This window comes from Croceicoccus hydrothermalis, from assembly GCF_022378335.1.
GTDB classification, from domain to species: Bacteria; Pseudomonadota; Alphaproteobacteria; order Sphingomonadales; family Sphingomonadaceae; genus Croceicoccus; species Croceicoccus hydrothermalis.
Genome location: NZ_JAIQCI010000003.1, coordinates 275097 through 298968, shown reverse-complemented (window position 1 = coordinate 298968; position 23872 = coordinate 275097). Strand labels below are relative to the sequence as shown.

The 23872-nt window shown below is 66.6% G+C and carries 23 protein-coding genes and 1 other RNA gene; 5 read left to right on the top strand and 19 right to left on the bottom strand.

What is annotated here, in order from left to right:
- Position 1: 1 nt before the first annotated feature.
- The 7 genes from K4G67_RS03505 to K4G67_RS03475 all read right to left on the bottom strand — a co-directional run bounded on the left by K4G67_RS03505 (position 2) and on the right by K4G67_RS03475 (position 10288).
- The gene (locus K4G67_RS03505) at positions 2 to 982 is read right to left on the bottom strand and encodes a bile acid:sodium symporter family protein (protein ID WP_239804996.1); all 981 of its coding nucleotides are present in this window, start codon (positions 980 to 982) and stop codon (positions 2 to 4) included.
- A 30-nt stretch (positions 983 to 1012) separates the two neighbouring features.
- The gene (locus K4G67_RS03500) at positions 1013 to 3799 is read right to left on the bottom strand and encodes a phosphoenolpyruvate carboxylase (RefSeq protein WP_239804995.1); all 2787 of its coding nucleotides are present in this window, start codon (positions 3797 to 3799) and stop codon (positions 1013 to 1015) included.
- Positions 3796 to 4410: a bifunctional 4-hydroxy-2-oxoglutarate aldolase/2-dehydro-3-deoxy-phosphogluconate aldolase gene (eda, locus tag K4G67_RS03495; protein ID WP_239804994.1), complete on the bottom strand. Its 615-nt coding sequence runs from the start codon at positions 4408 to 4410 to the stop codon at positions 3796 to 3798. The genes K4G67_RS03500 and eda overlap by 4 nt, the downstream gene beginning before the upstream one ends.
- A 66-nt stretch (positions 4411 to 4476) precedes the next feature.
- Positions 4477 to 6306, bottom strand: a complete 1830-nt coding sequence (gene edd / locus K4G67_RS03490) for a phosphogluconate dehydratase (protein WP_239804993.1) — start codon at positions 6304 to 6306, stop codon at positions 4477 to 4479.
- A gap of 126 nt (positions 6307 to 6432) precedes the next feature.
- Positions 6433 to 7905, bottom strand: coding sequence for a glucose-6-phosphate dehydrogenase (gene zwf / locus K4G67_RS03485; protein WP_239804992.1), 1473 nt, complete (start codon positions 7903 to 7905; stop codon positions 6433 to 6435).
- Between the two features lie 105 nt (positions 7906 to 8010).
- Positions 8011 to 8811 carry a transglutaminase-like domain-containing protein gene (locus K4G67_RS03480; RefSeq protein ID WP_239804991.1) on the bottom strand — a complete coding sequence of 267 codons (801 nt, stop codon included), beginning with the start codon at positions 8809 to 8811 and terminating at the stop codon, positions 8011 to 8013.
- 103 nt (positions 8812 to 8914) lie between these two features.
- A complete protein-coding gene (locus tag K4G67_RS03475; RefSeq protein ID WP_239804990.1) occupies positions 8915 to 10288 on the bottom strand; it encodes a lipopolysaccharide biosynthesis protein in 1374 nt (457 codons plus the stop codon).
- Between the two features lie 161 nt (positions 10289 to 10449).
- Between K4G67_RS03475 and K4G67_RS03470 the strand changes: the two genes are divergently transcribed.
- The gene (locus tag K4G67_RS03470) at positions 10450 to 11433 is read left to right on the top strand and encodes a diacylglycerol/lipid kinase family protein (RefSeq protein ID WP_239804989.1); all 984 of its coding nucleotides are present in this window, start codon (positions 10450 to 10452) and stop codon (positions 11431 to 11433) included.
- Complete coding sequence (locus tag K4G67_RS03465) at positions 11430 to 12371, top strand: hypothetical protein (protein WP_239804988.1); 942 nt, start codon at positions 11430 to 11432, stop codon at positions 12369 to 12371. The genes K4G67_RS03470 and K4G67_RS03465 overlap by 4 nt, the downstream gene beginning before the upstream one ends.
- Here the strand turns inward: K4G67_RS03465 and K4G67_RS03460 are convergent.
- From K4G67_RS03460 to K4G67_RS03445, 4 genes are all read right to left on the bottom strand, one after another.
- Positions 12344 to 12769 (bottom strand): hypothetical protein, encoded by a 426-nt coding sequence (locus K4G67_RS03460; RefSeq protein ID WP_239804987.1) that lies wholly within the window; start codon positions 12767 to 12769, stop codon positions 12344 to 12346. The genes K4G67_RS03465 and K4G67_RS03460 overlap by 28 nt on opposite strands.
- Positions 12770 to 12817: 48 nt before the next feature.
- Positions 12818 to 13381: a DUF924 family protein gene (locus K4G67_RS03455; RefSeq protein WP_239805096.1), complete on the bottom strand. Its 564-nt coding sequence runs from the start codon at positions 13379 to 13381 to the stop codon at positions 12818 to 12820.
- A gap of 11 nt (positions 13382 to 13392) precedes the next feature.
- Positions 13393 to 14817 carry a metalloprotease TldD gene (gene tldD, locus K4G67_RS03450; RefSeq protein ID WP_239804986.1) on the bottom strand — a complete coding sequence of 475 codons (1425 nt, stop codon included), beginning with the start codon at positions 14815 to 14817 and terminating at the stop codon, positions 13393 to 13395.
- Between the two features lie 70 nt (positions 14818 to 14887).
- Positions 14888 to 15133: a zinc-finger domain-containing protein gene (locus tag K4G67_RS03445; RefSeq protein WP_239804985.1), complete on the bottom strand. Its 246-nt coding sequence runs from the start codon at positions 15131 to 15133 to the stop codon at positions 14888 to 14890.
- Positions 15134 to 15252: 119 nt separating this feature from the next.
- Here K4G67_RS03445 and K4G67_RS03440 point away from each other — a divergent pair, with 119 nt between their 5' ends.
- Positions 15253 to 16191 carry an ABC transporter ATP-binding protein gene (locus K4G67_RS03440; protein ID WP_239804984.1) on the top strand — a complete coding sequence of 313 codons (939 nt, stop codon included), beginning with the start codon at positions 15253 to 15255 and terminating at the stop codon, positions 16189 to 16191.
- 13 nt (positions 16192 to 16204) lie between these two features.
- Here K4G67_RS03440 and K4G67_RS03435 read toward each other — a convergent pair whose 3' ends face one another.
- Genes K4G67_RS03435 through K4G67_RS03420 form a run of 4 tightly spaced genes read right to left on the bottom strand, consistent with a single transcriptional unit; the run spans position 16205 to position 18994 of the window.
- Positions 16205 to 16762: an NUDIX hydrolase gene (locus K4G67_RS03435; protein ID WP_239804983.1), complete on the bottom strand. Its 558-nt coding sequence runs from the start codon at positions 16760 to 16762 to the stop codon at positions 16205 to 16207.
- Positions 16759 to 17439, bottom strand: a complete 681-nt coding sequence (locus K4G67_RS03430; RefSeq protein WP_239804982.1) for a TPM domain-containing protein — start codon at positions 17437 to 17439, stop codon at positions 16759 to 16761. Before K4G67_RS03430 ends, K4G67_RS03435 begins: the two co-directional genes overlap by 4 nt.
- Positions 17433 to 18287, bottom strand: coding sequence for a TPM domain-containing protein (locus K4G67_RS03425; protein ID WP_239804981.1), 855 nt, complete (start codon positions 18285 to 18287; stop codon positions 17433 to 17435). The genes K4G67_RS03430 and K4G67_RS03425 overlap by 7 nt, the downstream gene beginning before the upstream one ends.
- 32 nt (positions 18288 to 18319) lie before the next feature.
- Positions 18320 to 18994, bottom strand: a complete 675-nt coding sequence (locus K4G67_RS03420; protein WP_239804980.1) for a LemA family protein — start codon at positions 18992 to 18994, stop codon at positions 18320 to 18322.
- A gap of 126 nt (positions 18995 to 19120) precedes the next feature.
- Here K4G67_RS03420 and mscL point away from each other — a divergent pair, with 126 nt between their 5' ends.
- Together mscL and ssrA are read left to right on the top strand one after the other, a co-directional pair.
- Positions 19121 to 19648, top strand: a complete 528-nt coding sequence (gene mscL, locus K4G67_RS03415) for a large conductance mechanosensitive channel protein MscL (protein ID WP_239804979.1) — start codon at positions 19121 to 19123, stop codon at positions 19646 to 19648.
- A gap of 7 nt (positions 19649 to 19655) precedes the next feature.
- Positions 19656 to 20000, top strand: a transfer-messenger RNA (tmRNA) gene (gene ssrA, locus K4G67_RS03410).
- Between the two features lie 37 nt (positions 20001 to 20037).
- Here ssrA and K4G67_RS03405 read toward each other — a convergent pair.
- The 4 genes from K4G67_RS03405 to K4G67_RS03390 all read right to left on the bottom strand — a co-directional run bounded on the left by K4G67_RS03405 (position 20038) and on the right by K4G67_RS03390 (position 23865).
- Positions 20038 to 20250: a hypothetical protein gene (locus K4G67_RS03405; RefSeq protein ID WP_239805095.1), complete on the bottom strand. Its 213-nt coding sequence runs from the start codon at positions 20248 to 20250 to the stop codon at positions 20038 to 20040.
- A 137-nt stretch (positions 20251 to 20387) separates the two neighbouring features.
- Positions 20388 to 21641, bottom strand: coding sequence for an N-succinylarginine dihydrolase (locus K4G67_RS03400; RefSeq protein WP_239804978.1), 1254 nt, complete (start codon positions 21639 to 21641; stop codon positions 20388 to 20390).
- Positions 21638 to 22651 carry an arginine N-succinyltransferase gene (locus tag K4G67_RS03395; protein WP_239804977.1) on the bottom strand — a complete coding sequence of 338 codons (1014 nt, stop codon included), beginning with the start codon at positions 22649 to 22651 and terminating at the stop codon, positions 21638 to 21640. The genes K4G67_RS03400 and K4G67_RS03395 overlap by 4 nt, the downstream gene beginning before the upstream one ends.
- The gene (locus K4G67_RS03390) at positions 22648 to 23865 is read right to left on the bottom strand and encodes a hydrolase (RefSeq protein WP_239804976.1); all 1218 of its coding nucleotides are present in this window, start codon (positions 23863 to 23865) and stop codon (positions 22648 to 22650) included. The genes K4G67_RS03395 and K4G67_RS03390 overlap by 4 nt, the downstream gene beginning before the upstream one ends.
- Positions 23866 to 23872 lie beyond the last annotated feature (7 nt).

The window sequence follows — 23872 nt, the reverse complement described above, 5'->3', positions numbered from 1 at the left end:
ATCAATCGGCCTTTTGCGCGGGCGGCTGGCCCATGCGCGATGCGTAACGGCGGGCAAGCCAGGCGCAGGCGATCAATTGCACCTGGTGAAACACCATGAGCGGGAGGATGATGAAACCCACCGTGGCCGCGGGAAACAGCACGCCTGCAATGGGCACGCCGGCGGCGAGGCTTTTCTTCGACCCGCAGAATTGCACGACGATGCGATCCTCCCGCGCGAAACCGAGCCAGCCCGATCCGACCCACGATATGACGAGCACGACCAGCAGCAGCACGACCGACAGCCCAAGGATCAGCGCAATCTCGCCCGGCCCGGTGCGTTGCCACAACCCCTCCACCACCGCGGCGCCGAACGCGGCATAGACCACCATCAGGATCGCCCCCCGGTCCGCATAGGAAACGAGCCGCTTGCGCCCCTCGATCCAGGTGCCGATCCACGGGCGCATCGCGTGGCCGATGGCAAAGGGCGCGACGAGTTGCAGGGCGATGGTCACCGCCGCCACGCCCGACACATGCGCGCCGCCGTCCCCCCCGATCAGCACGGTCACCAGCAACGGCGTCACCACCACGCCGAGCAGGTTCGACAGCGCCGCCGCGCATACCGCGCCCGCGACATTGCCGCCGGCGATCGCGGTAAAGGCGACGCTGCTCTGCACCGTGGACGGCGCGGCGGACAGGAACAGCACGCCTGTTGCCAGATCAGGGTCGATCGCGGGCAGCGCGGCCAGTGCAAGACCGAGCAGCGGAAACACCGCGAATGTCATGGCCAGCACGGTGAGATGCAGCCGCCAATGCGTGACGCCCCGCACGATCGCGGCGCGCGACAGTTTCGCGCCGTGGAGGAAGAACAGGAACACGATGGCCGCATCGGCAACGAACGCCACGACGGGCGCCGCCCAACCGCGCGCGGGCAGGACCGATGCGATCCCCACGGTCAGCAGCAGCCCGACCACGAAGGGATCGGGGCGGAAACGCGCCCACATGCCCTGTGCCTCCGCCCCCTTTGCCGATCCCTACCCGTGCGCGCCGAATTCGTTGGCGATCGCCGTCCCGATGCGCAGGACGAGCGCGTAGGCCTGCTCGATCGGTTCGATATAGTCGCGGTGGATCGCGCGGTAGCCGCCGTCGCCGCCGTCGGGATATTCGCTCGGCGCGTCAACGTCGAAATCGTCGATGGACGGGAAGGTGACGGGAAACGCGCGCCGCATCTGTGCCAGCGCATCCTCGATCCGGAGCGTGAACACCATTTCGAGCACGTCCTCGCGGCTGATGTCGTTCGACCGGCTGAAGGCCGGCATCTGCACCGCGCGCAGGAACATGTGCTGCAACAAGGCCAGCCGGATCGCCTGCAATACGCCGATGGTGCGGCGCTTGTGCTCCCGGTCGGAGAGCGGCATGCCCCACTCCTCCTTCGCGCCGGGCATCGCCTCCAGCAGCCGGTGAAAATGCAGCGCATCGACGCGCAGCCGCGAGGCCAGCCGCCGGAACACGCCCGTGCGGTCATCCTTGGTCAGCATTTCGGCAAGGTCGAGACATGCATCGGTCAGATGCGTTTCCGTGCCACGATAGGGGCGGCTGGCCCAGTAGGCGGAGTTGAACAATTCGCCGAAGGCCGCGACGGTCTTGATGCTGGCGAGCGCATCCGAACTGCGCACGAGGCGGAGCAATTGCTGTCCGCGCTCGCTTTCGCTGAGCAGGTTGGCGATTTCCTCGCGATTGGCGTCGGCGGCGGTGCCGAAACCCGCGATGATGTTCACCGGATAGCCCAGTTGCTGCAGAATCGCATTGTGCGGAATCGCGCGGATCTGGCGCAGGCTCATCTCGCGGTCCGCGGACAGGTCGGACTGCCGCCGCGACCGGCGCGACCCCGTGTCGTTGAGCAGGCCGAGGCCAAAGGCCGTGATCGCGCGCGAATAGGTCCGGCTGATCAAATGGTTGTGCTGCACCCGCCGGATCGCGCGGTAGAAATCGAGGGAAAGGTCCGTCCGCCTGTAGAACATGTCGGTCGGCACGTCGGGATCGGCGGTGTTGGGCGGATTGTCCGCCATGCGCGCCAGCGTGGCGAGCGCGAGTTCTGGCGTGCCGAACCACATGTAGCCATCGCCCCCCTGGAAACTCACTTCCGGCTCCAGCCGGATCGCGCGCCGCACGAACCGCCGCCGCGCCCATGGCGACAATGGCCATTCCAGCCTGTCCTTCATCGAGGCGGGATGCGCCCCGCGGCCCATCCCCTCGCCATGGGTGTTGAAGATCAGCGCGGCCACCTCGTTCAGCCCGTTGGCGTCCATCGCCTCGGCCAGCCGCCCCTGCAGCCGTTCGATGGCGAGGCTTGCCGGGATCTGCCCCACGAAACGGCCGGCGTCGGAAAACCCGGTCTGGATCGCGATGCGCCCCCGGCGGCGGGCATATGTCTGGAACACCTCCTCGGCGAGGAGCGCATCGAGGAAGCGCCCCCCATGTTCGAGCGCGGCCTCCGTCTCGAACAAAGGCGAGACATCGACCTTGTCCTCCACCCCGAACAATCGCGCGAAATAGAGCGCGGCAAGCACGGTCTGCGGCTGCTCGCATTCCGCGATCAACATGCGGATCGGCGCATCGGCGTCGATATGCGTGAGGATTTGCTGCATCGCGAGGAACTGGCGGATGGCCGTCGATGCCTCGATCCCCAGCGCGGCGAAATTGCTCTGAAGCGGGGTCAGCTCCTCGATCGCGGTGCGGATCGCGCTCAGCGCCGCCTGGCTCGACAGGTCGAGGCGGTTTTGCGGATCGACGCGGCGGCGGATCGCGTTCTTCAATTGCGAAGCGTTCACCCGGAAATGAATGTGCCCCATGCCGAGCCCGTCGGCCCGCATCGCCGCCACGGTGGTCAGCAGCGTGGTCGCCGTGTCGTCATCGGCATCCTGCGCACGCCCTTCGAGCCCGGCGATGATCGGTTCCAGCGTGGTGATCTTCGCATCATCATCCGCGGTCAGCGAATTGGCCGCGTGCGACAGCGCGGCGGGGTCGGACATGTCCTTCCCGAACAAGACCGCCATGCGCGAGGTATGGTCGGCCGCGGCGGCAAGCTTGCCCGCAATGTCGGGCGCGGCGGCGGACAGCATCCCGGCATAGCCCGCGAGCCGCTCCGCCTTTTCCTGAAGCCGGTAGCGGATCGACGTGTTCCACCCGATATCGGTGCGGCCGTCCATGTCGTAGCCGACCCATGTCGCCAGCCGCAGCGGCACGGGTTTGAGCGTGCGCCAATCCTCGGGCCAGCGATCGCGCGCGGTTTCGAACATGTGGCGCACGACGCGGTCGCGGGCGCCCTGCGCGCGTTCGATGGCGCGCATGGCGGCATCGTGTTCGGAATCCAGCGTGATCTGCACCCGTTCGTGCGGGGCGGTGCACACCTGGTCGCCGTCGACGTCGCCCTTGCTCGCCGCCTCGGTCACGGCATTCGCCTGCGCCGGGGTGAGGAGGAAGGTCGGGTGCGCGGTGAACACCACATGCATGAGCGGCGTGCCGAACCGCGCCGCGTAATCGGCGAATGTCTCACCCTCGCGCGGGTCGAAGCTGGCGAGATTGGCGTCGGTCGCGATCGGTTCGAGCATGCGGTGCAGCTTGTGCGCGCGCGCCTGCATCCCCTCGCACTCGAGCGCGGAGACCAGCCTGTCCAGCTCGCGAAGATCGGTTTCGCCCGATTCGAGGTCGCGGCTGAATTCCAGGCCGAGCTGAAACACCGGGTTGAACATCGGCGTTTCGCGCGTGCGCTGATGCAGTTCGCGCAGCCGTTCGTGCAGTTTCTCGATCTTCGGGCTCATGCGCCGAGCTCCGCGGCCTTTTGGGCGAGCGCCACGATCTTGCCCTTGTCCGGCGCACCCTTGGGCGCGACCCAGCTACCGCCGACGCACAGGATCTGCGGATGGGCGAGCCATTCGGGCGCGGTTTCGGCCGAAATCCCGCCGGTGGGGCAGAAGGCGACGGTGCCGAACGGCCCGGCGATCGCTTTCAAAGCAGGCAGGCCGCCATTCGCTTCGGCCGGGAAGAATTTGAAATGGGTGAGGCCCATGTCCATGCCGCGCATGATGTCGGAGGCATTGGCCGTGCCGGGGAGGAAGGGAATGCCGCTCGCGATCGCGGCCTTGCCCAGCGGCTGTGTCAGGCCGGGCGAGATCACGAATTCGGCGCCCGCCTTTTCCACCGCCGCCAGGTCGCGCTCGTTGAGTACGGTGCCCGCACCCACGATGGCGCCGTCGACGCTCTTCATCGCGCGAATCGCGTCGAGCGCGCAATCGGTGCGCAATGTGACCTCAAGGCACGGCAGCCCCCCTTCGACCAGCGCTTCGGCCAGCGGGATGGCATGGTCGATATGCTCGACGACCAGCACGGGGATCACCGGCGCCTTTGTCATGATGTCGCGGATCTGGGTCATGGTCGTGGCTCCTGTGTAGGGCAGTCATATAGGCCCGGCGGCATCGCCCGGCGGCAAGGTGAGGCGTCAGAGCCCGGCGTGGGCGAGGATGGCGGAGGCGCCCTTTTCCGCGCCATCGGCACCGGCGCGCATCATGGCGAACAATTCGCGGCCCACGCCCATCGCCGGCTCGGGGGCGGGGGCAGGGGTGCGCGCGGACAGGTCGGCACTGGTGGACAATGTGCCCGATGCCGCATCGACGCGCACGATATCGCCATCCTGCAACAGCGAGAGCGGCCCGGCATTGCCCGCGGCATCGGGCAGCGCCTCCGGCGTGCAGTGGATGGCGGCGGGCACCTTGCCCGATGCGCCGGACATGCGCCCGTCGGTGACGAGCGCCACGTTGAAGCCGCGATCCTGCAACACGCCGAGCGCCGGGGTCAGCTTGTGCAATTCGGGCATGCCATTGGCACGCGGCCCCTGGAACCGGACGACGACGACGACATCGCGTTCCAGCTCGCCATCCTTGAACGCCTTCGTGACGGCTTCCTGCGTGTGGAAGACGCGGCAGGGCGCCTCCACGGTCCAGCGTTCGCGTTTCACCGCGCTGGTCTTGATCGTCGCACGGCCCAGATTGCCGGTGAGCAGGCGCATGCCGCCATCGGGCTGAAACGGGTCGGTCGCGGGTTTGAGCATTTCGTCGTCGCCCGATTGCGCGGGCGCGGGGTGCCAGACCAGCGCGTCCCCCTCCATCGACGGTTCGCTCGCATAATCGCGCAGGCTGTCGCCGCCCACGGTGCGGATGTCCTCATGCGCGAGCCCGTTGTCGAGCAGTTCGCGAATGACATAGCCCATGCCGCCCGCCGCGTGGAAATGGTTCACGTCGCCCTGCCCGTTGGGGTAGACGCGCGCGATGAGCGGGACCGCCTTCGACAATTCGTCGATGTCCTGCCAGTCAATGATGACCCCGGCGGCGCGGGCAAAGGCGGGGATGTGCAGCACGTGATTGGTCGATCCGCCGGTCGCCAGCAGGCCGGCGACCGCGTTGACGATCGCCTTTTCATCGACGCATTCGGCGAGCGGGCGCGGATCGTCGCCCTTGGTCGAGATTTTCGCGAGCCGGTGCACCGCCGCACGGGTCAGCTGCGTGCGCAATTGCGTGCCGGGCGTGACGAAGGCGGCCGCCGGCATGTGCAGGCCCATCATCTCCATCATCATCTGGTTCGAATTGGCGGTGCCGTAAAACGTGCAGGTGCCCGGCGAATGGTAGGACGCGTTTTCCGACGCCAGCAACTCGTCCCGCCCGACCTTGCCCTCTGCGTAAAGCTGGCGCGTCTTCTGCTTCTGGCTGTTGGTGATTCCGCTCGGCATCGGGCCGGAGGGGACGAGGATGCAGGCCAGATGCCCGAACCGCAGCGCGCCGATGAGCAGGCCCGGCACGATCTTGTCGCAAATGCCGAGCAGCGCCATGCCGTCATACATTTCATGGCTCAACGCGACGGCGGTCGACAATGCGATGGTGTCGCGCGAAAACAGCGACAATTCCATGCCGTCCTGCCCCTGCGTCACGCCGTCGCACATGGCCGGCGTGCCGCCCGCGACCTGCGCCGTGGCGCCGACTTCGCGTGCGAAAAGCTTCATCTGTTCCGGGTACCGGCCATAGGGCTGATGCGCGGACAGCATGTCGTTATACGCGGTCACGATGGCGAGATTGGGCCGGGCCGCATCGGCGACGCCGCCCTTGTCATTGCCCATGCCGGCCATCGCGTGGGCGAGGTTGGAGCAGGCGACCTGGCTGCGGTCGGGGGTGCGGTCGCCCTCGCGGCGCATCAGGTCGAGATAGCGTTGCCGGCTCTCCCTGCTGTTGGCGATGATCCGGTCGGTCACGCGGGCGACGGCGGGGTTCAGATCTGCCATGGGCCTCTTTCTTCAATCAGGGGGGCGCAGGCCTTTATCGCCTGCGCCTTCGCTTTTAATGCAACACGCGTGGATCGGTGCCCCGAAAGGCGCCGGCGCCCCGCGCTTTATTCGTATGCGTGCGCTCTATTCATGCCAGGTCACGCCGTCCCGTTCGGCCAGCGCGATCGCGGCGGACGGGCCATAGCTTCCCGCGGTATAGGTCTTGGGCGAAATATCATGTTCGTCCCAGGTGGCGCGGATCGCATCGATCCAGTCCCACTGCGCCTCCACCTCGTCGCGGCGCACGAACAAGGTCTGATCCCCCTCGACGAGATCGAGGAGCAGCCGTTCGTATGCGATGCGCCGTTCCGGCCCCGCGAACGCATCGGGCATCGTGATGTCGAGCGGGACCGAACGCAGGCGCAAGCCTTCGCGGTCGAGGCCCGGCACCTTCGCCATGAGCGAGAGACGGATGTTTTCCTTCGGCTGGATCCCGATGACGAGCGTGTTCGGCTGCGTCCGCGCACCGCGTCCGGCGAAGATGGAAAACGGAACGTCCCGGAATTTCACGATGATCTCGGTCGTGCGTTCGGGCATGCGCTTGCCCGTGCGCAGGTAGAAGGGCACCCCCTTCCAGCGCCAGTTGTCGACATGCGCCTTGATCGCGACGAAGGTCTCCGTATCGGAATCCTGGCCCAGCTCCTCGTCATAGCCGGGGACCGCCTTGCCCGCGATGGCGCCGGCGCGATATTGCCCGCGCACGGTTTCATCGCGCGCGACCCGGCGCAGCGAACGCAGCACCTTCACCTTTTCATCGCGGATCGGGGTCGCATCGAAACTCGTCGGCGGTTCCATCGCCACGAGCGCGAGCAATTGCAGCATGTGGTTCTGCACCATGTCGCGCAGCGCGCCCGCCCCGTCGTAGAACCCGACCCGCCCTTCGAGGCCCACGGTTTCGGCGACGGTAATCTGCACATGGTCGATATGCGCCGCATTCCACAGCGGTTCGAACAGGATATTGGCAAAGCGCAGCGCGAGCAGATTCTGCACCGTTTCCTTGCCGAGATAATGGTCGATGCGGAAAATGCGGTGTTCGGGAAAGGCCGCGGCGACCGCGTCGTTGATCTGACACGAGGTGGCAAGATCGGTGCCGAGCGGTTTTTCAAGGCCGATGCGCACATTGCCCGACGCAAGGCCATTGGCCTGCAGCCCCGCGATCGTCGGTTCGAACAGGAAAGGCGCGGTCGACAGGAAGATCGAAAGCCCGCGATTGTCGCCCGTGTCGACGCCGCCGACCTTCTTTGCCAGCACGTCGAACCCTTCGGGCGTCGACGCGTCGAGCGCCTGGTAACTCAGCTTTTCAAGGAACGGCTCGATCTTCACGGCGCGCCCGGCGGGCAGGAACCGGGTCAGCGCATCGCGCGCGAATTCGCGGAAACCGTCGTCGTCATATTCGGAGCGCGCGGTGCAGATGATGCGAATATCGTCGGGCAGCAGCCCATCGGAATCGAGCGCACAGAGCGAGGGCAGCAGCATGCGTTGCGCCAGGTCGCCCGTCGCGCCGAACAGGAGCAGCTTGTTGGCCGTGAAATGCGGTGCGGCTGCCGTTGCGGTCATAAAAGCGAGATACCCCCTTGTGTCGCGGGCCGTTGCGGCCTCCCCCGCGGTTGTTAGCAGGTGCGGCGCGCGGTGCAAGCGCCGCCCGCGCCGATCTGTCCCGGCTTATCCGCGCGTGACCGAAATGCGCTTGTCCTGCATTTGCGCGATGCCATAGCTGGTGAGGAAGCTGACGTCGGCGGCATCGCGCCCGACGCCGATCTTCACGATCTCGCCCGCGGTCGCCATGCGCGTCGCATCCACGAGATGCCAGGCACCCGACCCCGGCTCCCCCGTTTCATCGGCCAGGAACACCTCGGCGACGGCGTGGAAATCCTGCGGCGTGACATCGGGGGCATAGCAGCTGACGAAGCGGGCCGGGATCGCGGACGCGCGCGCCATGGTGCACACGACATGCGCATAATCGCGGCAGATCCCCTGCCGCTCGACAAAGCTGTCGAGCGCGGTCGTGGTCGCGTTGCTGCTGCCGGGGACGTAGCTGAAATTGTCGGCGACCCACTGCACCATCGCATTGATCCGCGCGCCGCCGGACAATTCGCCGAACTCCGCCTCGACAAAGGACTGGAACCGGTCGGCCGGGCAATAGCGCGAATCGAACAGATAGGGCACGGTCGCGCCCGGCAACTGATGCGGGGGAAGCTGGTTCAGCGCGTCCAGATCCACCAGGTGCCGGTCGATGTCGGCGGTGATCCGGTAATCGGCGGTAAAGTCCCCTTCGCAGCGCAGCCAAGCGCGCGTGCCGATGGCATCCTCGCCCGAAATATGCGCCTCGTGCTCGCTCGCGCTGGTGGTGAGGCCGGGGCCGGACAGGGCCTGCTCGGGAATGGCGGCGGCCTCCATCTGCAACAGCAAATCGGTCGGTTCCTCGAAACGATAGGCGATATGCGCGTCGACATGGATGATCATCGGGGGCTCGGGCTCTCTTTGAAAAGGGGGACGCGCGCCAAGGGCACGCTATGGGGTTAACGCGGGGCGGGGGCAAACTATCCGGGCAAAATGTCCGGGCGGGTCATTCGTGCGCGTCGGGATCGGGCGGCAGATCGCTGCCCGCGTGCGCCGGTGCAGACCCCGCATCCCGGCCCGGCCCGCGCCAGACCGCGATCACGCGCAGGACAAGCGCCGCCACCGTCGAGACGAGCACCGACCACGCAATGCCGAGCGGGCCGTAGCGTTCCAGCGACACCGCAATCCCGACGAGCATGATCGCGAGCGTCGCCAGCCGGATCACGACCAGCTGCCGCGTGCGGTCCGTCGCGAGGAGCAGCGGGTCGATCGACACGCTGCCCACCTCCAGCGCCGCGGAAATGCCGAGCAGCAGCAGCAGGGGATAGGCGGGCAGGTACTCCGCCCCGCTCATCAACAGGATGAGCGGCTTGCCCAGGAACACGAGCGCCACCGCGATCACCGCCGCGGCCAGCCCCGCCGCCGCGCTCGTCCGTTTCAGCACGTGGGCGATTTCGCGCCGCGAGAGATCGCGGTCGGCATAGGCGTGGCTGCGCGCCATTTCGGTGAAGATCGCGCGGCTCAGCATCTGGCTGACCTTGGTCATCGAATTGGAAAGCTGCGCCGCGAGCCGGTAATAACCCGCCGCTGCCGCCGCCCCGAAACTGCCCAGCAGAAGGATCGGCGCCTGCGAGATCAGCGTCGTCACGGTGAGGTTGATGTTCGAGGCGAACAGGAACCGCCACAATCCGGGGAAATTGCGGTGGATGCGAAACGGGTTGGTCAACCGTATCCGCCGCACGATGCCCGGCGCATGGCGATAGGCCAGCGCCCAGTAGGCGACCGACGTGGCCAGCTCCGACGCCATCCATGCGAGGATGAAGCCGTCGATGCTCGGCGCGAAGGCGAGCGCGAGAAGTGCACCGATCATGCGCACCACCGGCATCGCCGTTTCCGCCGCCGCGCCCGCCCCGAACCGGTCGAGCATCCGCAGCAGCCCCGTCGGCGTCGAATACAGCCCCAGCAGGAGCACCGCGGTATAGATCGCGCCCCAAAGCTGCACCACAGGTTCCCAGCCCAAAAGATCGCCGAGCCCGAAACAGATCATCGGCCCCGCGACCAGCCCGATGGCCGAGGTCACCAGATCCACCGTCAGCGTCGCACCCAGCAGCCGGCCGAGCCGGCCATCCTCGTGCGTTTCGCCATATCCATGCCCGAACTTCACCACGCCCTGCCAGCTGTCGAAGGTGATGAACCGCTTGATGAACTGCGCGATGGTGAGCACGAGTGCGAACACGCCGAAGCCCGACGGGCCGAGCGTGCGCGTCACGATGGCGAGGTAGAACAGCGAGAGCACCGCGCCCACGCCCTTGCCCGACAACAGCCAGCCGGAATTTTTCGCCACGCGCAGGAGCGGGGACGTACCGGACCCGGATGCCATCAATCTGCGGAGCATTGCGAATGCCATGCGCGCCCCTATCCCGGCGGGGCGGAAAATGCCCAGCCTTTTTTCGCCCGCGCACGCACCCGCCTTTTTCCGCCCGCGCGCGCAATGCGTTTGCAGGGGTGATTTGCGCATCGCTTGCCGCTATGGCGCGCAGGGTGAACGCCCGCCATCCCATCGAACCCGCCGCCGATCCGCGCAAGGGCCGGATCGTCGTCGTGTGCAATCCGCGCAGCCACCGCATCCGCGCGCGCGGGCTGGCCGTGCCCGACGGGGTGCGCGTCGTCGACCCGCGCACGCGCGGCGACCTGCATGCGATCCTCGCGGAACTCGCGCGCAGCGACGTGTCGCTTGTGGTCATTGCGGGAGGCGACGGGACCATTCGCGACGTGTTGTCCTGCGGCGGATCGCTATGGGCATCGGGGGGCGGGCCGGCGGTCGCCATCCTGCCCAAGGGCAAGACCAATGCGCTCGCCATGGATCTTGGCATTCCGCGCGACTGGGAAACGGCCGATGCGATCCGCGCCTGGCATGACGGGCGCGGCGCCATTCGCACACCGATCGAGGTGGTCCGCGACGACGCATCGCCTGGGCGCGAGCCGGTGCGCGGGTTCCTGTTTGGCGCAGGGGCCTTCGTCGATGCGACCGACATGGCGCAGACGACGCATCGCCTGGGCGCGTTCAACAACCTCGCCGTGGCGCTGTCGACGGCGGGCACGGTCGCGCGCGTGGCGTTCGGGGGCGACAATTCCCCTTCGCGCGCGGGGAAGCGGATGCGAATCCACTATGGCGAGGGTGCGGAACCCATGCACGGTGCCGCCCTCCACAGCGATGCGATGCGCTTCATCATGCTGGCGACGACGATGCACCGCATGCCGATGGGCGTGCGCCCGTTCGGCGATCCGCGCGGGGGCTTGAAGACGCTCGTCGTGGATGCGCCGCCGCGCCGTTTCATGCGGAATTTCGCCGCCATCGTGCGCGGCAGCACGGCGGAGCGGCTGGAACGTGACGGCATGCACCGGGTCGATGCCAGGAGCATGGAAATCGATCTCGACGGGGGCTTCATCCTCGATGGGGAGCGTTTCGATCCGGGTCGCTATACCTTGCGCGAAGGCGCACCGATCCGGTTCGTCACGCCGTGAGTGCGGATCGCGCCGATCTCGCCGCGCGGGTTGCGGCGGGGCTGCGTGCGCCGGTGCGCGATGAAATTCGTGCGTTCGCCGCATGTCTGGCCCGTCGCTACGATGCGCGCGCGGTGCTGTTCTACGGGTCGAATTTGCGGAGCGGGTCGCTCGACGGGGTGCTCGATTTCTACGTGCTGACCGCCGGGGGACGTGAACGCGGGTTGTGGCCGCGCGTCGCCTATCACGAATATGTCCATGCGGGGGAGGAGATGCGCGCCAAGGTCGCGGTGATGACGCTCGCCACCTTTGCCCATGCCGCCACCGGGCGCCATGTCGATACGACGATCTGGGCGCGCTTCGTGCAGCCGGTCGCACTTGCCTGGACAGATGGGGAGGATGCCCGCGATGCGGTGCGCGGGGCGATCGGCGATGCGGTGATCACCGCCGCGACGGTCGCCGCCGCGCTCGGCCCCGACGAAGGGACGGAGCGCGATTACTGGCAGGCGTTGTTCGCCGCCACCTACCGGGCCGAACTGCGGGTGGAAAAGCCCGGGCGCGAGCAGCAGATCCTCGATTTCGGGGCGGATCATTTCGACGGGCTGATGATTGCCGGGTGGACGGCGGCGGGGATCGCCCATGACCGGCGCGGCGCCATCCTGCACCCGCACCTGTCCGAAGCGATGGGCGATGAAACGCGCGCACGCTGGCACCGGCGGCGGCGGATGGGCAAGCCGCTCAATATCGTGCGGCTGTTGCGCGCGGCCACCACCTTCGATGGGGGCGCGCGCTATCTTGCGTGGAAAGTGCACCGGCACAGCGGGATCACCGTGCCGCTCACTCCCTTTCGCGAACGGCACCCGCTGCTATGTGCGCCGGTGCTCGTCGCGGGATATTGGCGCGAACGGCGCCGGATGCGCCGCGCCGCGGATCAGCCTTCGTCCTCGACCCGTTCATAGGGGACGAATTCGCCGAGGAACACGACGCCGCGCATGAAGCCGGTCTGATCGACCATGCGGATGGTATCGACGCTGCACAGCTGGTTCAGCACCGTATCGGTGACCATGATGTCATTGTCGTCGAGCGCCTCCAGCCCGCTTTTCGGGCGGTTGACGTAAAGCCTGCTGCCGACCTCCCACACGATCGCGGTTTCGTCGTAGATCGTCGTGCGCTGATTGCGGTAATTGGGAATGCAGCGGACGGGTTCGCCCGCGACGCGCCCTTCCAGCTTTTCGGCAAGCTTGGCCTCGGCTTTCGCGTTGACGCGGTCCTGCAGGGTTTCGTCGGTGGCGGCCATGGCTGGCGCGGAAAGCAGAGCGCCCGCGGCCATGGCGACGGTCAGTGTCTTCTTGAACATATCTCGCTCCTTCGTTTCGCAACCCTTACGCGATTCGGTGTTAACCATTCATGACGGGCGGCCCCTACCAATCGTTTCCCGCCGCGATGGCACGCCGTTCCGCCGCGCTGCTTTGCCGGCCCAGCACGTCATTGCGATGGGAAACCGGCAGAAGCGCGCGATCATGCGGTAATGCGCGCGGGCGAAGGACAGCACCTCGCGATCCCCGAGCCGCGCGAACAGGCGGAGGGAGCGGCATTGATCCGCGATGGCTTCGCTGTGCATCAGCGGCATGAGGATGAATTGCCGTTCCGCCGTGGTCAGCCCCCGGTCCCAGCCGCGCCGCAGCATGCCATCGGTAATCGCGCGGGCGAGCGCATCGGTCGCAAAGGCGCGCGGATCGTCGCGGAAAAGGTTGCGCGGCACCTGATCGAACAGGAGAATGGCCGCGCGCGCGATGTCGGGCGTGCGCAGAAACGCATGCGCCGGCTGCCCCCTCAACATCGCCCATTCGCGGGCAAAGCCCCGCCGCAGCAGGGCATCGACGCTCTCGCCGCCCCCGAACCAGTCGCCCGGCGACAGCACGCCGAACCACACATGCAGCATGTCCGCCGCCCACGGCCGGGGTATCATCGCCACCGGCCCTATCCCGTGCCGCCCACGGTCAGCCCCTCGACCAGCAAGGTCGGCTGTCCGACGCCGGCGGGCACGCTCTGCCCGCCCTTGCCACATACGCCGACCCCTTCGTCGAGCGCGAGATCGTTGCCGATTCCCTTCACCTGGGTGAGCACGGTCGGCCCGTCGCCGATCAGCGTCGCGCCCTTGATCGGCGCGCCGAGCTTGCCGTTTTCGACCTTGTACGCCTCGGTGCAGGAGAACACGAACTTGCCCGACACGATGTCGACCTGCCCGCCGCCGAAGCTTTTGGCGTAGATCCCGTCCTTCATCCCTGCCAGCATTTCGGCCGGATCGTCATTGCCGCCCTTCATGAAGGTGTTGGTCATGCGCGGCATGGGCGCGTGGGCGTAATTCTGGCGGCGGCCATTGCCGGTGGGTTCCACACCCATCAACCGGGCATTGAGCCGATCGTGGATGTAGCCCTTCAATATGCCATCCTCGATCAGCACGGTTTCGCGCGTGGGCGTACCCTCGTCATCGATGGTGAGCGAGCCGCGCCGCCCCGGCATCGACCCATCGTCCACCACCGTCACGCCGGGGGCGGCGACACGCTCGCCGATCCGCCCGGAAAAGGCGGAGGTGCCCTTGCGGTTGAAATCCCCTTCGAGGCCATGCCCGACCGCCTCGTGCAGCAACACGCCCGGCCATCCGGGGCCGAGCAGCACCGCGCATTTGCCCGCCGGCGCCGCCACGCTTTCCATGTTGACCAGCGCCTGGTGCAGCGCCTCGTCGATGGCGCGGTTCCATGTCGGCGGTTCGAACAGATCGTCGTAGAGACGGCGCCCGCCAATGCCGAAGCTGCCGGTTTCGCGGCGTCCGTTCTGTTCCGCCACGATCGAGACGTTGAGCCGGACGAGCGGGCGGATGTCGTTCGCCACGAAGCCGTCGGCGCGCACGATCTCGACCACCGACCAGCTCGCCGCCAGCGATGCGGTCACCTGGCAGACGCGCGGATCGCGCGCACGCGCCGCGGCATCGATGGTTTCGAGCAGGCGCACCTTGTCCGCAAACGCAATCCCGTCGAGCGGGCTTTCATCGGTGTAGAGATGGCGGTTGGTGCCGATCGGCGGCGGGGCGGGGCGGCCCGTCGTGGCATCGAGCAGCGACAGCGTTTCACCCGCGCGGCGAATCGCATCGGCGCTGATCTCGTTCGCGTGGGCGAAACCGGTCGTCTCCCCCGATATGCCGCGCAGGCCAAAGCCGGCCTCCCGCGAATAATCGGCGGTGCGCAGGCGCCCGTCGTCGAAGGCCAGCGCCTCCGACGCGGTGAATTGCAGGAACAGCTCCCCATCGTCGCAATCGCGCAATGTTTCGCGCGCGAGCATCTGCGCGCCATCGGGGTCGAGCAGGCCGGGTTTGTAAAGGAACGAGCGGGGATCGGTTGATGTCATCCCGCCGATATAGGGGGCGAGGCGGCGTTACGCCAGACGGGGCGGAACGGATGCGGACATGCGGTGCCGGTCAGGCGACGGCGGCATCGCCCGGTTCGGGAAGGTCGCCTGCACTCAGCTCGTCGATCCCGCGTTCCGCAGGGCCGCCCTTCAAAACGAAGCGGCGATCGCAATAGCCGCATTCGACATAGCCCTTCTCGTCAATTTCCATCCACACGCGCGGATGGCCGAGCGCCGCGCCGGTGCGGATATCGGTCGCGCCGTCGCATTTGACGCGGCGCGTGTCGGTATAGACGGTTTCGGGCGGCTGGATCATGGTTCATGCGATTAGCAACGCAATTTCCCGGCGGCAAGATGGATTGCGCGCCGCGTCTGCCGATACTGTCCGCATCCACCCCCTTGTCTCGCCGCGCACTTGCGCGCATGAGGCGATGCGTGACCGATACCGCCGCCATATCCATCCGCAATCTCACCAAACGCTATGCCCCCGCCGGACCGGGCGAGGAGGGCAAGCTTGCGTTGAACGATGTCAGCTTCGACGTGCCGCAGGGCGGGATTTTCGGCCTGCTCGGCCCCAATGGCGCGGGCAAGTCGACCTTGATCAATATCCTCGCCGGGCTGGTCGGCAAATCGTCGGGGAGCGCGTCGATCTGGGGCTTCGACATCGATTCGCAGCGCCGCAATGCAAAGCGCGCCATCGGCATCGTGCCGCAGGAAATCGTCTTCGACCCGTTCTTCACGCCGTATGAGGTGCTGGAGAATCAGGCCGGATTCTATGCCGTGCCGAAGGACGAACGCCGCAGCCGCGAATTGCTCGCCGCCGTGCATCTGTCGGACAAGGCGAATGCCTATGCCCGCACGCTGTCGGGGGGGATGAAGCGCCGGCTGCTCATTGCGAAGGCGATGGTGCATTCGCCGCCGGTGCTCATCCTCGATGAGCCGACGGCGGGCGTCGATGTCGATCTGCGCCGGCAATTGTGGGAGCTTGTCACCCAATTGAACGACGAGGGCGTGACCGTGGTGCTGACCACGCATTATCTCGAAGAGGCGGAGCAGCTTTGCGACCGCATCGCCATCATCAACCATGGACAGCTGATCGCCGATACCTCGACCCGCGAATTGCTCGAAACCGCGCGGGAAAAAGTGGTGGAGGTCGTGCTCGACAACCCGATCACCGCGGCGCCGACGCATCCGGCGTTTCACAAGTCGGCGCTGATCGGCGAACGCTCGGTGGCGATCACCTATGACAAGGACCGGATGACCGCGGGCGAGGTACTCTCCATCCTTCAGGATCAGGGCCGGGCCATCGTCGACGTGACCACGCGCGAGGCCGATCTGGAGGAAGTGTTCGTCAACCTCACCCGCGACCGGTAAGCGGCGCGGGGTTTCAGCCCGCCATTTCCTGCGCACGGGCGAGCAGGCCCGGCGACAGCAGCATCAACAACCGCACGTCGATCCCCTTGCCCTGCGCGCGCTGTTCATCGAGGAAAGCCTCGATCCCGGAAAGCGGCACGCGGTGGACGGTGATGTTCTCCATGTCGGTCCCGCCGCCTTCGCCCACCTGGGTCAGGCCGCGGGCCAGCACCATGGTGAAGCTTTCGCTGACCATGCCGGGGCTGGAATAGAAATCGCCGATGTCGATGAGTTCCGCGGCGCGATAGCCCGTTTCCTCGATCAGCTCGCGCCCCGCGGCGGCCAGCGTATCCTCGCCCGCGACGCTTTCGTAATCGCCGACGAGGCCAGCGGGCATCTCGATGCTGAAACGGCCCATCGGCACGCGATATTGTTCGACCAGGATCACGTCGCCCGCGTCGATGGCGAGGATCACGGCGGCGCGCATGTTGCGCGGGCGGGTGACATATTCCCACCGTCCGCGCGTCTTGGCGACGACGTAATCGCCCTGCCACTCGATACGTTCGGGGGCGTCGTGGTCGGGAACGCTCATATCTCGATCAACCTGTCGGGAATTTCATTGGGATTGGTGTGGTCGGCGGGCAGATGCTCGGTCAGGACCGCGCCCACGCGCTCGATCGCGGCGACCATGCCCGCCGTCGTATCCCCGCGTTTCAGATGGACCAGCATCGCGGCCATTGCCTCGCCCCAGATGTCATCGGAAACCTTTGCGGCAATGGCCTCGTCGGCGAGGATCTCGGCGCGATGTTCCTGCATGGAGAGGTAGATCAGCACGCCGGTGCGGCCGTGGGTGCGGCGTTCGGCCCCGACGCGGAAGATCGAGATGGCCCGTTCGTGCACCCGCTGCGTCCGCACGCGACCGGGCACCGTGGCAAAGCGCAAGCGGTCGAACCCCAGCGCCAGCCACAGGCCAAGAAAGCCCACGATGCCAAGCGCGGCCCCTGCCTCCAGCACGGGGCCGGGGGCATATTGCGTGTCCCATCCCCCCTGCACCATGTCGAGCAGGGCGAGCAAAGGCGCGGGAAACAACCCCGCCAGCACGATCAGGCCGAACCCGAACAAAGCCGCCCAGGCAAGGGCAATATCGCTATACCCGTCGGAGCGGTCGGCGAGCACGGTCACGAGTTCGCCCGAGGTGCGCGCCTCCGCCCGGCTGACCGCCGCCGAAATCGCATCGTGGTCGGCGGGGGTGAGGATCGCGCTCACCATCCGCCCCCGGCACCGCCGCCGTTAAAGCCGCCGCCCCCGCCGCCGAAACCGCCGAAGCCGCCACCAAAACCGCCATCGCCGCCGCCGATTCCGCCGCCGCCAAAGCCGCCGCCACGATCATGGCCGCCGCCCATCGCATTGCCGATGGCGGACCACAGGATCACGTCGGCGACCGCATTGCCCGCGCCGTAACGCCGCCGCCGGCCGCGCCGCCCGCGTCCGCCCCCGCGCCCGAACATGAACATGAAGGCCACGATCATCACGACCCAGAAGATCGCGCCGCCGATGGTGCCGGCGTCGACCTCGCCCTCCTGCGCGGCGGCGGCGGCGGCGGCCTCGGCCTCCGCGATGGCTTCGGCCTGCGCCGGCTCCATGTTCAGCCGTTCGATGATCGCGTCGACGCCCGCGGCGATCCCGCCGGGCAGGTCCCCTTCGCGAAAGGCGGGAAGGACGACATTGCGCACGATGCGCCCCGTCGAAATATCGGTCAGCCGGGTCTGCACCCCGCGCGAGGTGGTGATGAACACCTCGCGTTCGTTCGGCGCGACGAGCATCAGCACGCCCTGCTCCGTTTCCTCGCCGCCGATGCCCCATGTTTCGGCCAGCCCCTGCGCATAGGCAAAGGGTTCCGCGCCATCGAGGCTCTCCACCGTGGCGACAATGACCGCATTGCCGGTTTCGCGGTTATAACGCCGCAATTTTCGGTCGAGCGCCGCCTCTTCCGCCGTGGGGAGGACATTCGCCGCGTCCAGCACCGGGCCATCGGGGCGCGCGGGATAATCCTGCGCGCGGGCCGTCCCGGCGACCATCGCCATAACAGCGATCAGCAGGGCGAGAACAAACCGCATGGGCAAACCCGCGGGCAAGGAAAGGCGGGCGGTCAATTCGCCGCCGCTGCGGGCGCCTGCGTGCTGTTGTCGTTGGCGGGGGCGGCACCGGGTGCCATGCCGGGCGCGCCCATGTTGCCGAAATCGACATCGGGCGCCGTCTGTGCCGACGGTTCGGCGGTGAACGCCTGCATCGGTTCGGCGCCGTGAATGATCTTCGCCCCGATGACGGAGGGGAAGGTGCGGATCTCGGTGTTATATTCCTGCACCGCGTCGTTATAGCGGGTGCGGGCGGTGTCGATGCGGTTCTCGCTGCTTTCGAGCGAAACCATCAGATCGGCGAACCGGCCCTGGCTCTGCAATTGGGGGTAGTTTTCGACCACCGTGCGCAGCTGGCCCAAGGCCTGCGTCAGCTGGTTCTGTGCCTGTTGAAACCGTTGGAATTCCGCGGGGTCGGACAGGTCGTCGGTCGTGACGGTGATGCCGGTCGCGCGGGCACGCGCCTCCGTTACATTGGTCAGGATCTGCGTCTCCGACTGCGCTGCGGCACGGACCGTCGCGACGAGATTGGGGACGAGATCGGCACGGCGCTGATACGCGCTTTGCACGTCGGCCCAGCGCGCCTTGGCGTTTTCCTCCGCCGTGGGAACCGAATTGATGCCGCACGCGGAAAGGCCGAGCGCGAGAAGACCGGCCACGGCGATGCGAAAGCTGCGCAGAACAGGCATTGACGAAAGATCCCTTGCAATAAGATCCGCCGCCCGAAAAACCCGCGCGGCAGGTGTATTGCCAGTATAAGGCGCCTGTGCGCGCACGCAATGGTTTTCGCCCCGGATTGCATGGCTCGCGGGGCCATGCCACATGATCGTTTCGACCAGACGGGCGTGCGGAGCGCCGGCATACGGGGGACATCGGTGTTCAACGAGTTCAAGAAATTCATCGCGCGCGGCAACGTGCTGGACCTCGCGGTGGGCGTCGTAATCGGCGCGGCGTTCGGTAGAATCGTGACCTCGCTTACCGAGAGCATCATCATGCCGATCATCGGCGCGATTTTCGGGACGATCGATTTTTCCAACCATTTCCTGCGCCTCGGTCCGATCCCCGAAGGCTATAGCGGCGCGCCCGACAATTATGCCGCGCTCAAGGAAGCGGGCGTGCCGATGCTCGGCTATGGCGATCTCGCGACGCAGGTGGTCAATTTCCTGGTGATTGCGGCGGCGCTGTTCCTGCTCGTGAAATCGGTCAATCGCGCGCTCGACGCGATCGAGGAGGAGAAGAAAGCCGCCGATTCGACCTCCGACACGAACAAGGCGCCCACCGATTCGCAGCTCGACGTGCTCAAGGAAATTCGGGACGCGTTGAAAAATCGCGACGCGACCTGACCGTCTTCCCCTTCACATCGCGCGCCGATGCCCTATATGGGGAAGTGCCGGTTTCGACCGGCTATGGCGATAAATTGTGATGTGCAATAGGCACAGCGGACCCGGGGGCAGTACCCGGCGGCTCCACCATATACCCCGTTTCGATGGGGCGCATGACGGGGCCGAACCAGGATCGACGTGTGTTGAAAGACATTATTTTTGCCCGGGCTGAGTAACCCGTAAAACTGTTCAAAACACACAAGTGCCAACGATAACGAAGCACTCGCTCTCGCCGCGTAATGTGACGGCCTAACGGCCTGAATTTACAAAGCTAAAGCGCGGTTGGACCCACCGGGCAACAGAAGTGGATTCCGGGGCTCCGGGGGTAGCTAGCAACAGAAACCCCCACCTTATTCCTGCATCGTCGTGCCTTCGTCCCCATGGTCGGCCTCCGCCGCCCGGGCCGCGGCCTCATGGGCGAGGCAATCGAACAGCTTCACCCCTGCCATGAACACCGAACCCGTGCAGGCGAGGAACAGCAGCCGTCCGCCCCAGCCGGGATATTCGACGAGATAGGCCGAACCGCGCTCCGCCGCGCCGAGCGCGAGGGCGTAGATCACCATCGACGCCTCGAACCGCGTCTTGATGACGAAAAGCCTGCCGACTTTCCGCAACCTGTCCCGCACCTTGCCGATTCCCGATCACCCTTTCGCCGTGGAATATGCGAAAGGATAGGCGGCCCACCGGCGTTGACAAGCTGTTAACCAAGCTCCTCAATATCGAGCACGGTCAGAAGCGCATTTCGCGCCGTTTCAACGGTTTGCGCCAGCGCATCATCGCCCAGCCGGTCCGGCGCGATGGTTTCGGGCCAGTGTTCGGCAATGACCGATTCGATTCGCGCCGCCTTCTCCTCGTTCAGCAGAAAGCGCGCATCGACATGTGCGGGATCGCACGCCACGCGCAGGCGCAGGCATGCCGGACCGCCGCCATTGGCCATGGATTGGCGCACGTCCACGGGCAAGACCTGCCGGATCGGGCCATTGCCGGCCAGCATCGTGTCGAGCCATTGTCGCACCGCCGGATCCTCCCAGGTTTCGCGCGGCACGATCAATGCCATGCCCCCTTCGGGAAGCGTGACGAGTTGGGCATTGAAGAGATAGCTCGCCACCGCCTTTTCAAGGCTGACGGCGCTGGCGGGGACGATGACGAATTGCGCGCCCGGAACGATGGCGCGGATCGCGTCATAGGTGCCTTGCGCATCGGCAAAGGCCTGTTCATGCGCGAACAGCACGGTTTCATTGGCCACCGCGACGACATCGTTGTGGAACGCGCCAGCCTCGATCGCCTCGGGCGCCTGTTCGACGAACAAGGTGCGTTCGGGGGAAAGGCCGTGCAACCGGGCGACGGCGCGGCTCGCCTGTTCATGCTGCCGCGCGGGAAAGCGGCCACCCTGGCGCCCATAGACGAAGATTTCGAGCGCGCGATCGGCATGGCCGGTGCCCATCCGCATGTGATTGGCCGCGCCCTCGTCGCCATAGGTGGCGGGCACCGGCCCGTGCACCGCGAAATGATCGTCGGCAAAGGCGAGCCGCAATTGCCGCAAGGTGTCGGGCCATTCGATCGAGCGATGCGCCATGGTGACGAGATTGGCGACGGTCAGGTGACAGCGGCCGTCCGCGGTATCGGGCGCGGGCGAAACCGTCGCGGCGTTGGCGGTCCACATGGACGACGCCGACCATGCGGAGGCGAGCAGCGCCGGGTCGAAATCGCGCCCCTCCGTAACCCCCATCGCGGCGGGAAACGCACGATTGGGACGGGGCAGCGGCACCAAAAACCCCTGCGCCAAGCCTAGCGCCATGTTGTGCCGCATCTTCGCCACGCCCTGCAACGCGGCGGCGCGCGGGTGCGACACATCGCCCTTGTGCCGGGTCGCGGCCAGGTTGCCGAGGCTCAGCCCCGCATAATTGTGCGAGGGGCCGACGATGCCGTCGAAATTGATCTCCCGAATGCTCATCGCGCCACGCTCCAGATTTCGTCGCCGGTTTTCACGTTCAGCAGGCGCTTCGCCTCGGCATCGATGGCGACGCCGTCCTCCTCCACCTTGCGATGGCCATAGCAGCAGCGAAAATCGCCAAGCCTCCCCGTCGCGATCAGCGCGCGTTCCCCGTCCGCGCCATCGGCGTCGAGCAAAGGAGCGGCATGCGCGTCCGCGATCGTGCGCACATTGTCCGTGCGCGCCGTCATGGTCGGCCCGCCGTCGAAAATGTCGACATAGCCTTCGGCCGCGAACCCCTCGTTTTCGAGCATGCGCATCGCCGGGCGCCCGGTTTCATGCGGCACGCCGATCGCCTCGCGCGCGCTGTCCGAAATCATCGAGACATAGATGGGATGGCGGGGAAAAAGGTCGGCGATGAACTGGTTGCCGTGCACCGCGTTGAATTCGTCCGCCTCGCGAAAGCTCATGCCGAAGAACCGCCCGGCGACCCCGTCCCAGAACGGGGAATTGCCCTGCGCGCCGACGATACCGCGCAATTCGGCGAGCAGGCGCTCACCGAACCGGTCGCGGTGCATGGCAATGAACAGGTACCGGCTACGCGCCAGCAACATGCCCAGCCCGCCCGCGCGTGCATTGGGATGGAGGAACAGCCCGCCGACCTCGCTCGCCCCTTCGAGATCGGTGACGAGTTGCAGCGTTTCGTTGCGGAAGGTGCGGTCCAGCTCGCGGCTGTGCTGCGTCTGGCTCGTGATGCGGTAGGAGTAGAAGGGGAGATCGCCGCCGATGCTGCTGAAAATCTGGCAGGTGCCGCGCACCGCGTTGTCCTCGCTATCCTCGAGCACCATGACGAACAGATCGTCGCCGACACCGCTCGCCTCGCGCCCCGTCGCCTCCGCCGAACGGGACAGCTTCTTCATCAATGCGTCGCGATGCGGCGGCAGGTTGGTGAACCCCCCACCCGTCAGCTTCGCCATTTCATAGAGATGCTCCAGATCGTCGGTGCGCGCGGGCCGGATGAGATAGCTCATGCCAGTTCCCCCGCGGCGATGCGGTGCAGGACCAGCGCCGACAATCCCGCACGCTCGGCCAGCGAATCGACGATCATGAATTCGTCCGCCGAATGGATCGACCCGCCGCGCACGCCCATCGTGTCTACCACCGGCACGCCGCAGGCCGCGATATTATTGCCGTCGCACACGCCGCCTGTATCCTTGCGCCCGAATTCCTGACCGAGGTCGCGGCCGGTGCGCTGCACCAGGGCGAACAGTTTTTCCGCCCCTTCGTCGACCGGCTTGGGCGGGCGCGAAATGCCGCCGTGCAATTGCATGGTCACGTCGTGGGCACGCGCGATATTCGCGATCATCCCGTCGAGCGCGCGGGTAAAGCTTTCCGCCGCCGCGTGGCTCTTGGGCCGGATGTTGAAGCGCAATACGGCAAGGTCGGGCACCACATTATTGGCCCCGCCGCCGTCGATCCGCGCCGGATTGATGGGAATGTCGGCGTTCTGCAATTCCTTCAGCCGCACGGCCAGCTCCGCCGCCGCGACGATGGCATTGCGCCCGTCGCCGGGGTTGCGCCCCGCATGGGCGGACTTGCCGGTGACGGTCACGCTGTAATTGCCGGACCCGCCGCGCGCGCCCGCGAGCGTACCGTCGGGAAGCGTCGCCGGTTCATAGGTCAGCGCCGCATGCTTTCCTTGGGCGAGCCGGTCGATCAGCGCGGCACTCCCCGCGCTTCCCGTTTCCTCGTCCGAATTGATCATCACGTCATAGCCGAGCCGGCCCGCATCGGCGCTGCTTTCGAAGGCCTTCAAGGCTTCCAGTATCACGCACAGCCCGCCCTTCATGTCGGCAAGGCCGGGACCGTTGAGCACGCCGGGTTCCAGCTCGGCAATATCCTGAAACGCGGAATCGGCGGGAAACACCGTGTCCATGTGCCCGGTGAGGAGGACGCGCCGCTCCGCATCGGGCCGGACGGAGAGGACCATGTGGCGCCCACGCTGCACCTCTTCCTCGCGGCCGTCGGGGGCGATGGCGGTGACGGGGTCGGGTTCGATCATGGTGACATCGCCCGGCAATTGGGAAAACGCCTCGGCGAGAAGGTCCGCCTGATGCGCGAGACCGTCCAGATTGGCGGTGCCGGTGTTGATCCGGCTCCACGCCAATGTGCGGTCCAGCATGGCGGAGGCGTCGATGGTGTCCAGAAGCGCGGCTTCGGTCGGATTGAGTGATGCTGCTTTCATATGCGAC

What these genes read in the sequence shown, in the direction of transcription:
- mscL (WP_239804979.1), top strand. Translation starts at nt 19,121, where the DNA reads ATGCCACATGATCGTTTCGACCAGACGGGCGTGCGGAGCGCCGGCATA.
- K4G67_RS03395 (WP_239804977.1), bottom strand. Translation starts at nt 22,651, where the DNA reads ATGAGCTATCTCATCCGGCCCGCGCGCACCGACGATCTGGAGCATCTC.
- K4G67_RS03435 (WP_239804983.1), bottom strand. Translation starts at nt 16,762, where the DNA reads ATGAGCGTTCCCGACCACGACGCCCCCGAACGTATCGAGTGGCAGGGC.
- zwf (WP_239804992.1), bottom strand. Translation starts at nt 7,905, where the DNA reads ATGACCGCAACGGCAGCCGCACCGCATTTCACGGCCAACAAGCTGCTC.
- K4G67_RS03425 (WP_239804981.1), bottom strand. Translation starts at nt 18,287, where the DNA reads ATGCGGTTTGTTCTCGCCCTGCTGATCGCTGTTATGGCGATGGTCGCC.
- K4G67_RS03505 (WP_239804996.1), bottom strand. Translation starts at nt 982, where the DNA reads ATGTGGGCGCGTTTCCGCCCCGATCCCTTCGTGGTCGGGCTGCTGCTG.
- K4G67_RS03480 (WP_239804991.1), bottom strand. Translation starts at nt 8,811, where the DNA reads ATGATCATCCATGTCGACGCGCATATCGCCTATCGTTTCGAGGAACCG.
- K4G67_RS03405 (WP_239805095.1), bottom strand. Translation starts at nt 20,250, where the DNA reads ATGGTGATCTACGCCCTCGCGCTCGGCGCGGCGGAGCGCGGTTCGGCC.
- K4G67_RS03500 (WP_239804995.1), bottom strand. Translation starts at nt 3,799, where the DNA reads ATGAGCCCGAAGATCGAGAAACTGCACGAACGGCTGCGCGAACTGCAT.
- tldD (WP_239804986.1), bottom strand. Translation starts at nt 14,817, where the DNA reads ATGACATCAACCGATCCCCGCTCGTTCCTTTACAAACCCGGCCTGCTC.
- K4G67_RS03420 (WP_239804980.1), bottom strand. Translation starts at nt 18,994, where the DNA reads ATGCCTGTTCTGCGCAGCTTTCGCATCGCCGTGGCCGGTCTTCTCGCG.
- K4G67_RS03460 (WP_239804987.1), bottom strand. Translation starts at nt 12,769, where the DNA reads ATGTTCAAGAAGACACTGACCGTCGCCATGGCCGCGGGCGCTCTGCTT.
- eda (WP_239804994.1), bottom strand. Translation starts at nt 4,410, where the DNA reads ATGACCCAGATCCGCGACATCATGACAAAGGCGCCGGTGATCCCCGTG.
- K4G67_RS03430 (WP_239804982.1), bottom strand. Translation starts at nt 17,439, where the DNA reads ATGGTGAGCGCGATCCTCACCCCCGCCGACCACGATGCGATTTCGGCG.
- K4G67_RS03455 (WP_239805096.1), bottom strand. Translation starts at nt 13,381, where the DNA reads ATGATACCCCGGCCGTGGGCGGCGGACATGCTGCATGTGTGGTTCGGC.
- edd (WP_239804993.1), bottom strand. Translation starts at nt 6,306, where the DNA reads ATGGCAGATCTGAACCCCGCCGTCGCCCGCGTGACCGACCGGATCATC.
- K4G67_RS03400 (WP_239804978.1), bottom strand. Translation starts at nt 21,641, where the DNA reads ATGAGCATTCGGGAGATCAATTTCGACGGCATCGTCGGCCCCTCGCAC.
- K4G67_RS03445 (WP_239804985.1), bottom strand. Translation starts at nt 15,133, where the DNA reads ATGATCCAGCCGCCCGAAACCGTCTATACCGACACGCGCCGCGTCAAA.
- K4G67_RS03390 (WP_239804976.1), bottom strand. Translation starts at nt 23,865, where the DNA reads ATGAAAGCAGCATCACTCAATCCGACCGAAGCCGCGCTTCTGGACACC.
- K4G67_RS03475 (WP_239804990.1), bottom strand. Translation starts at nt 10,288, where the DNA reads ATGGCATCCGGGTCCGGTACGTCCCCGCTCCTGCGCGTGGCGAAAAAT.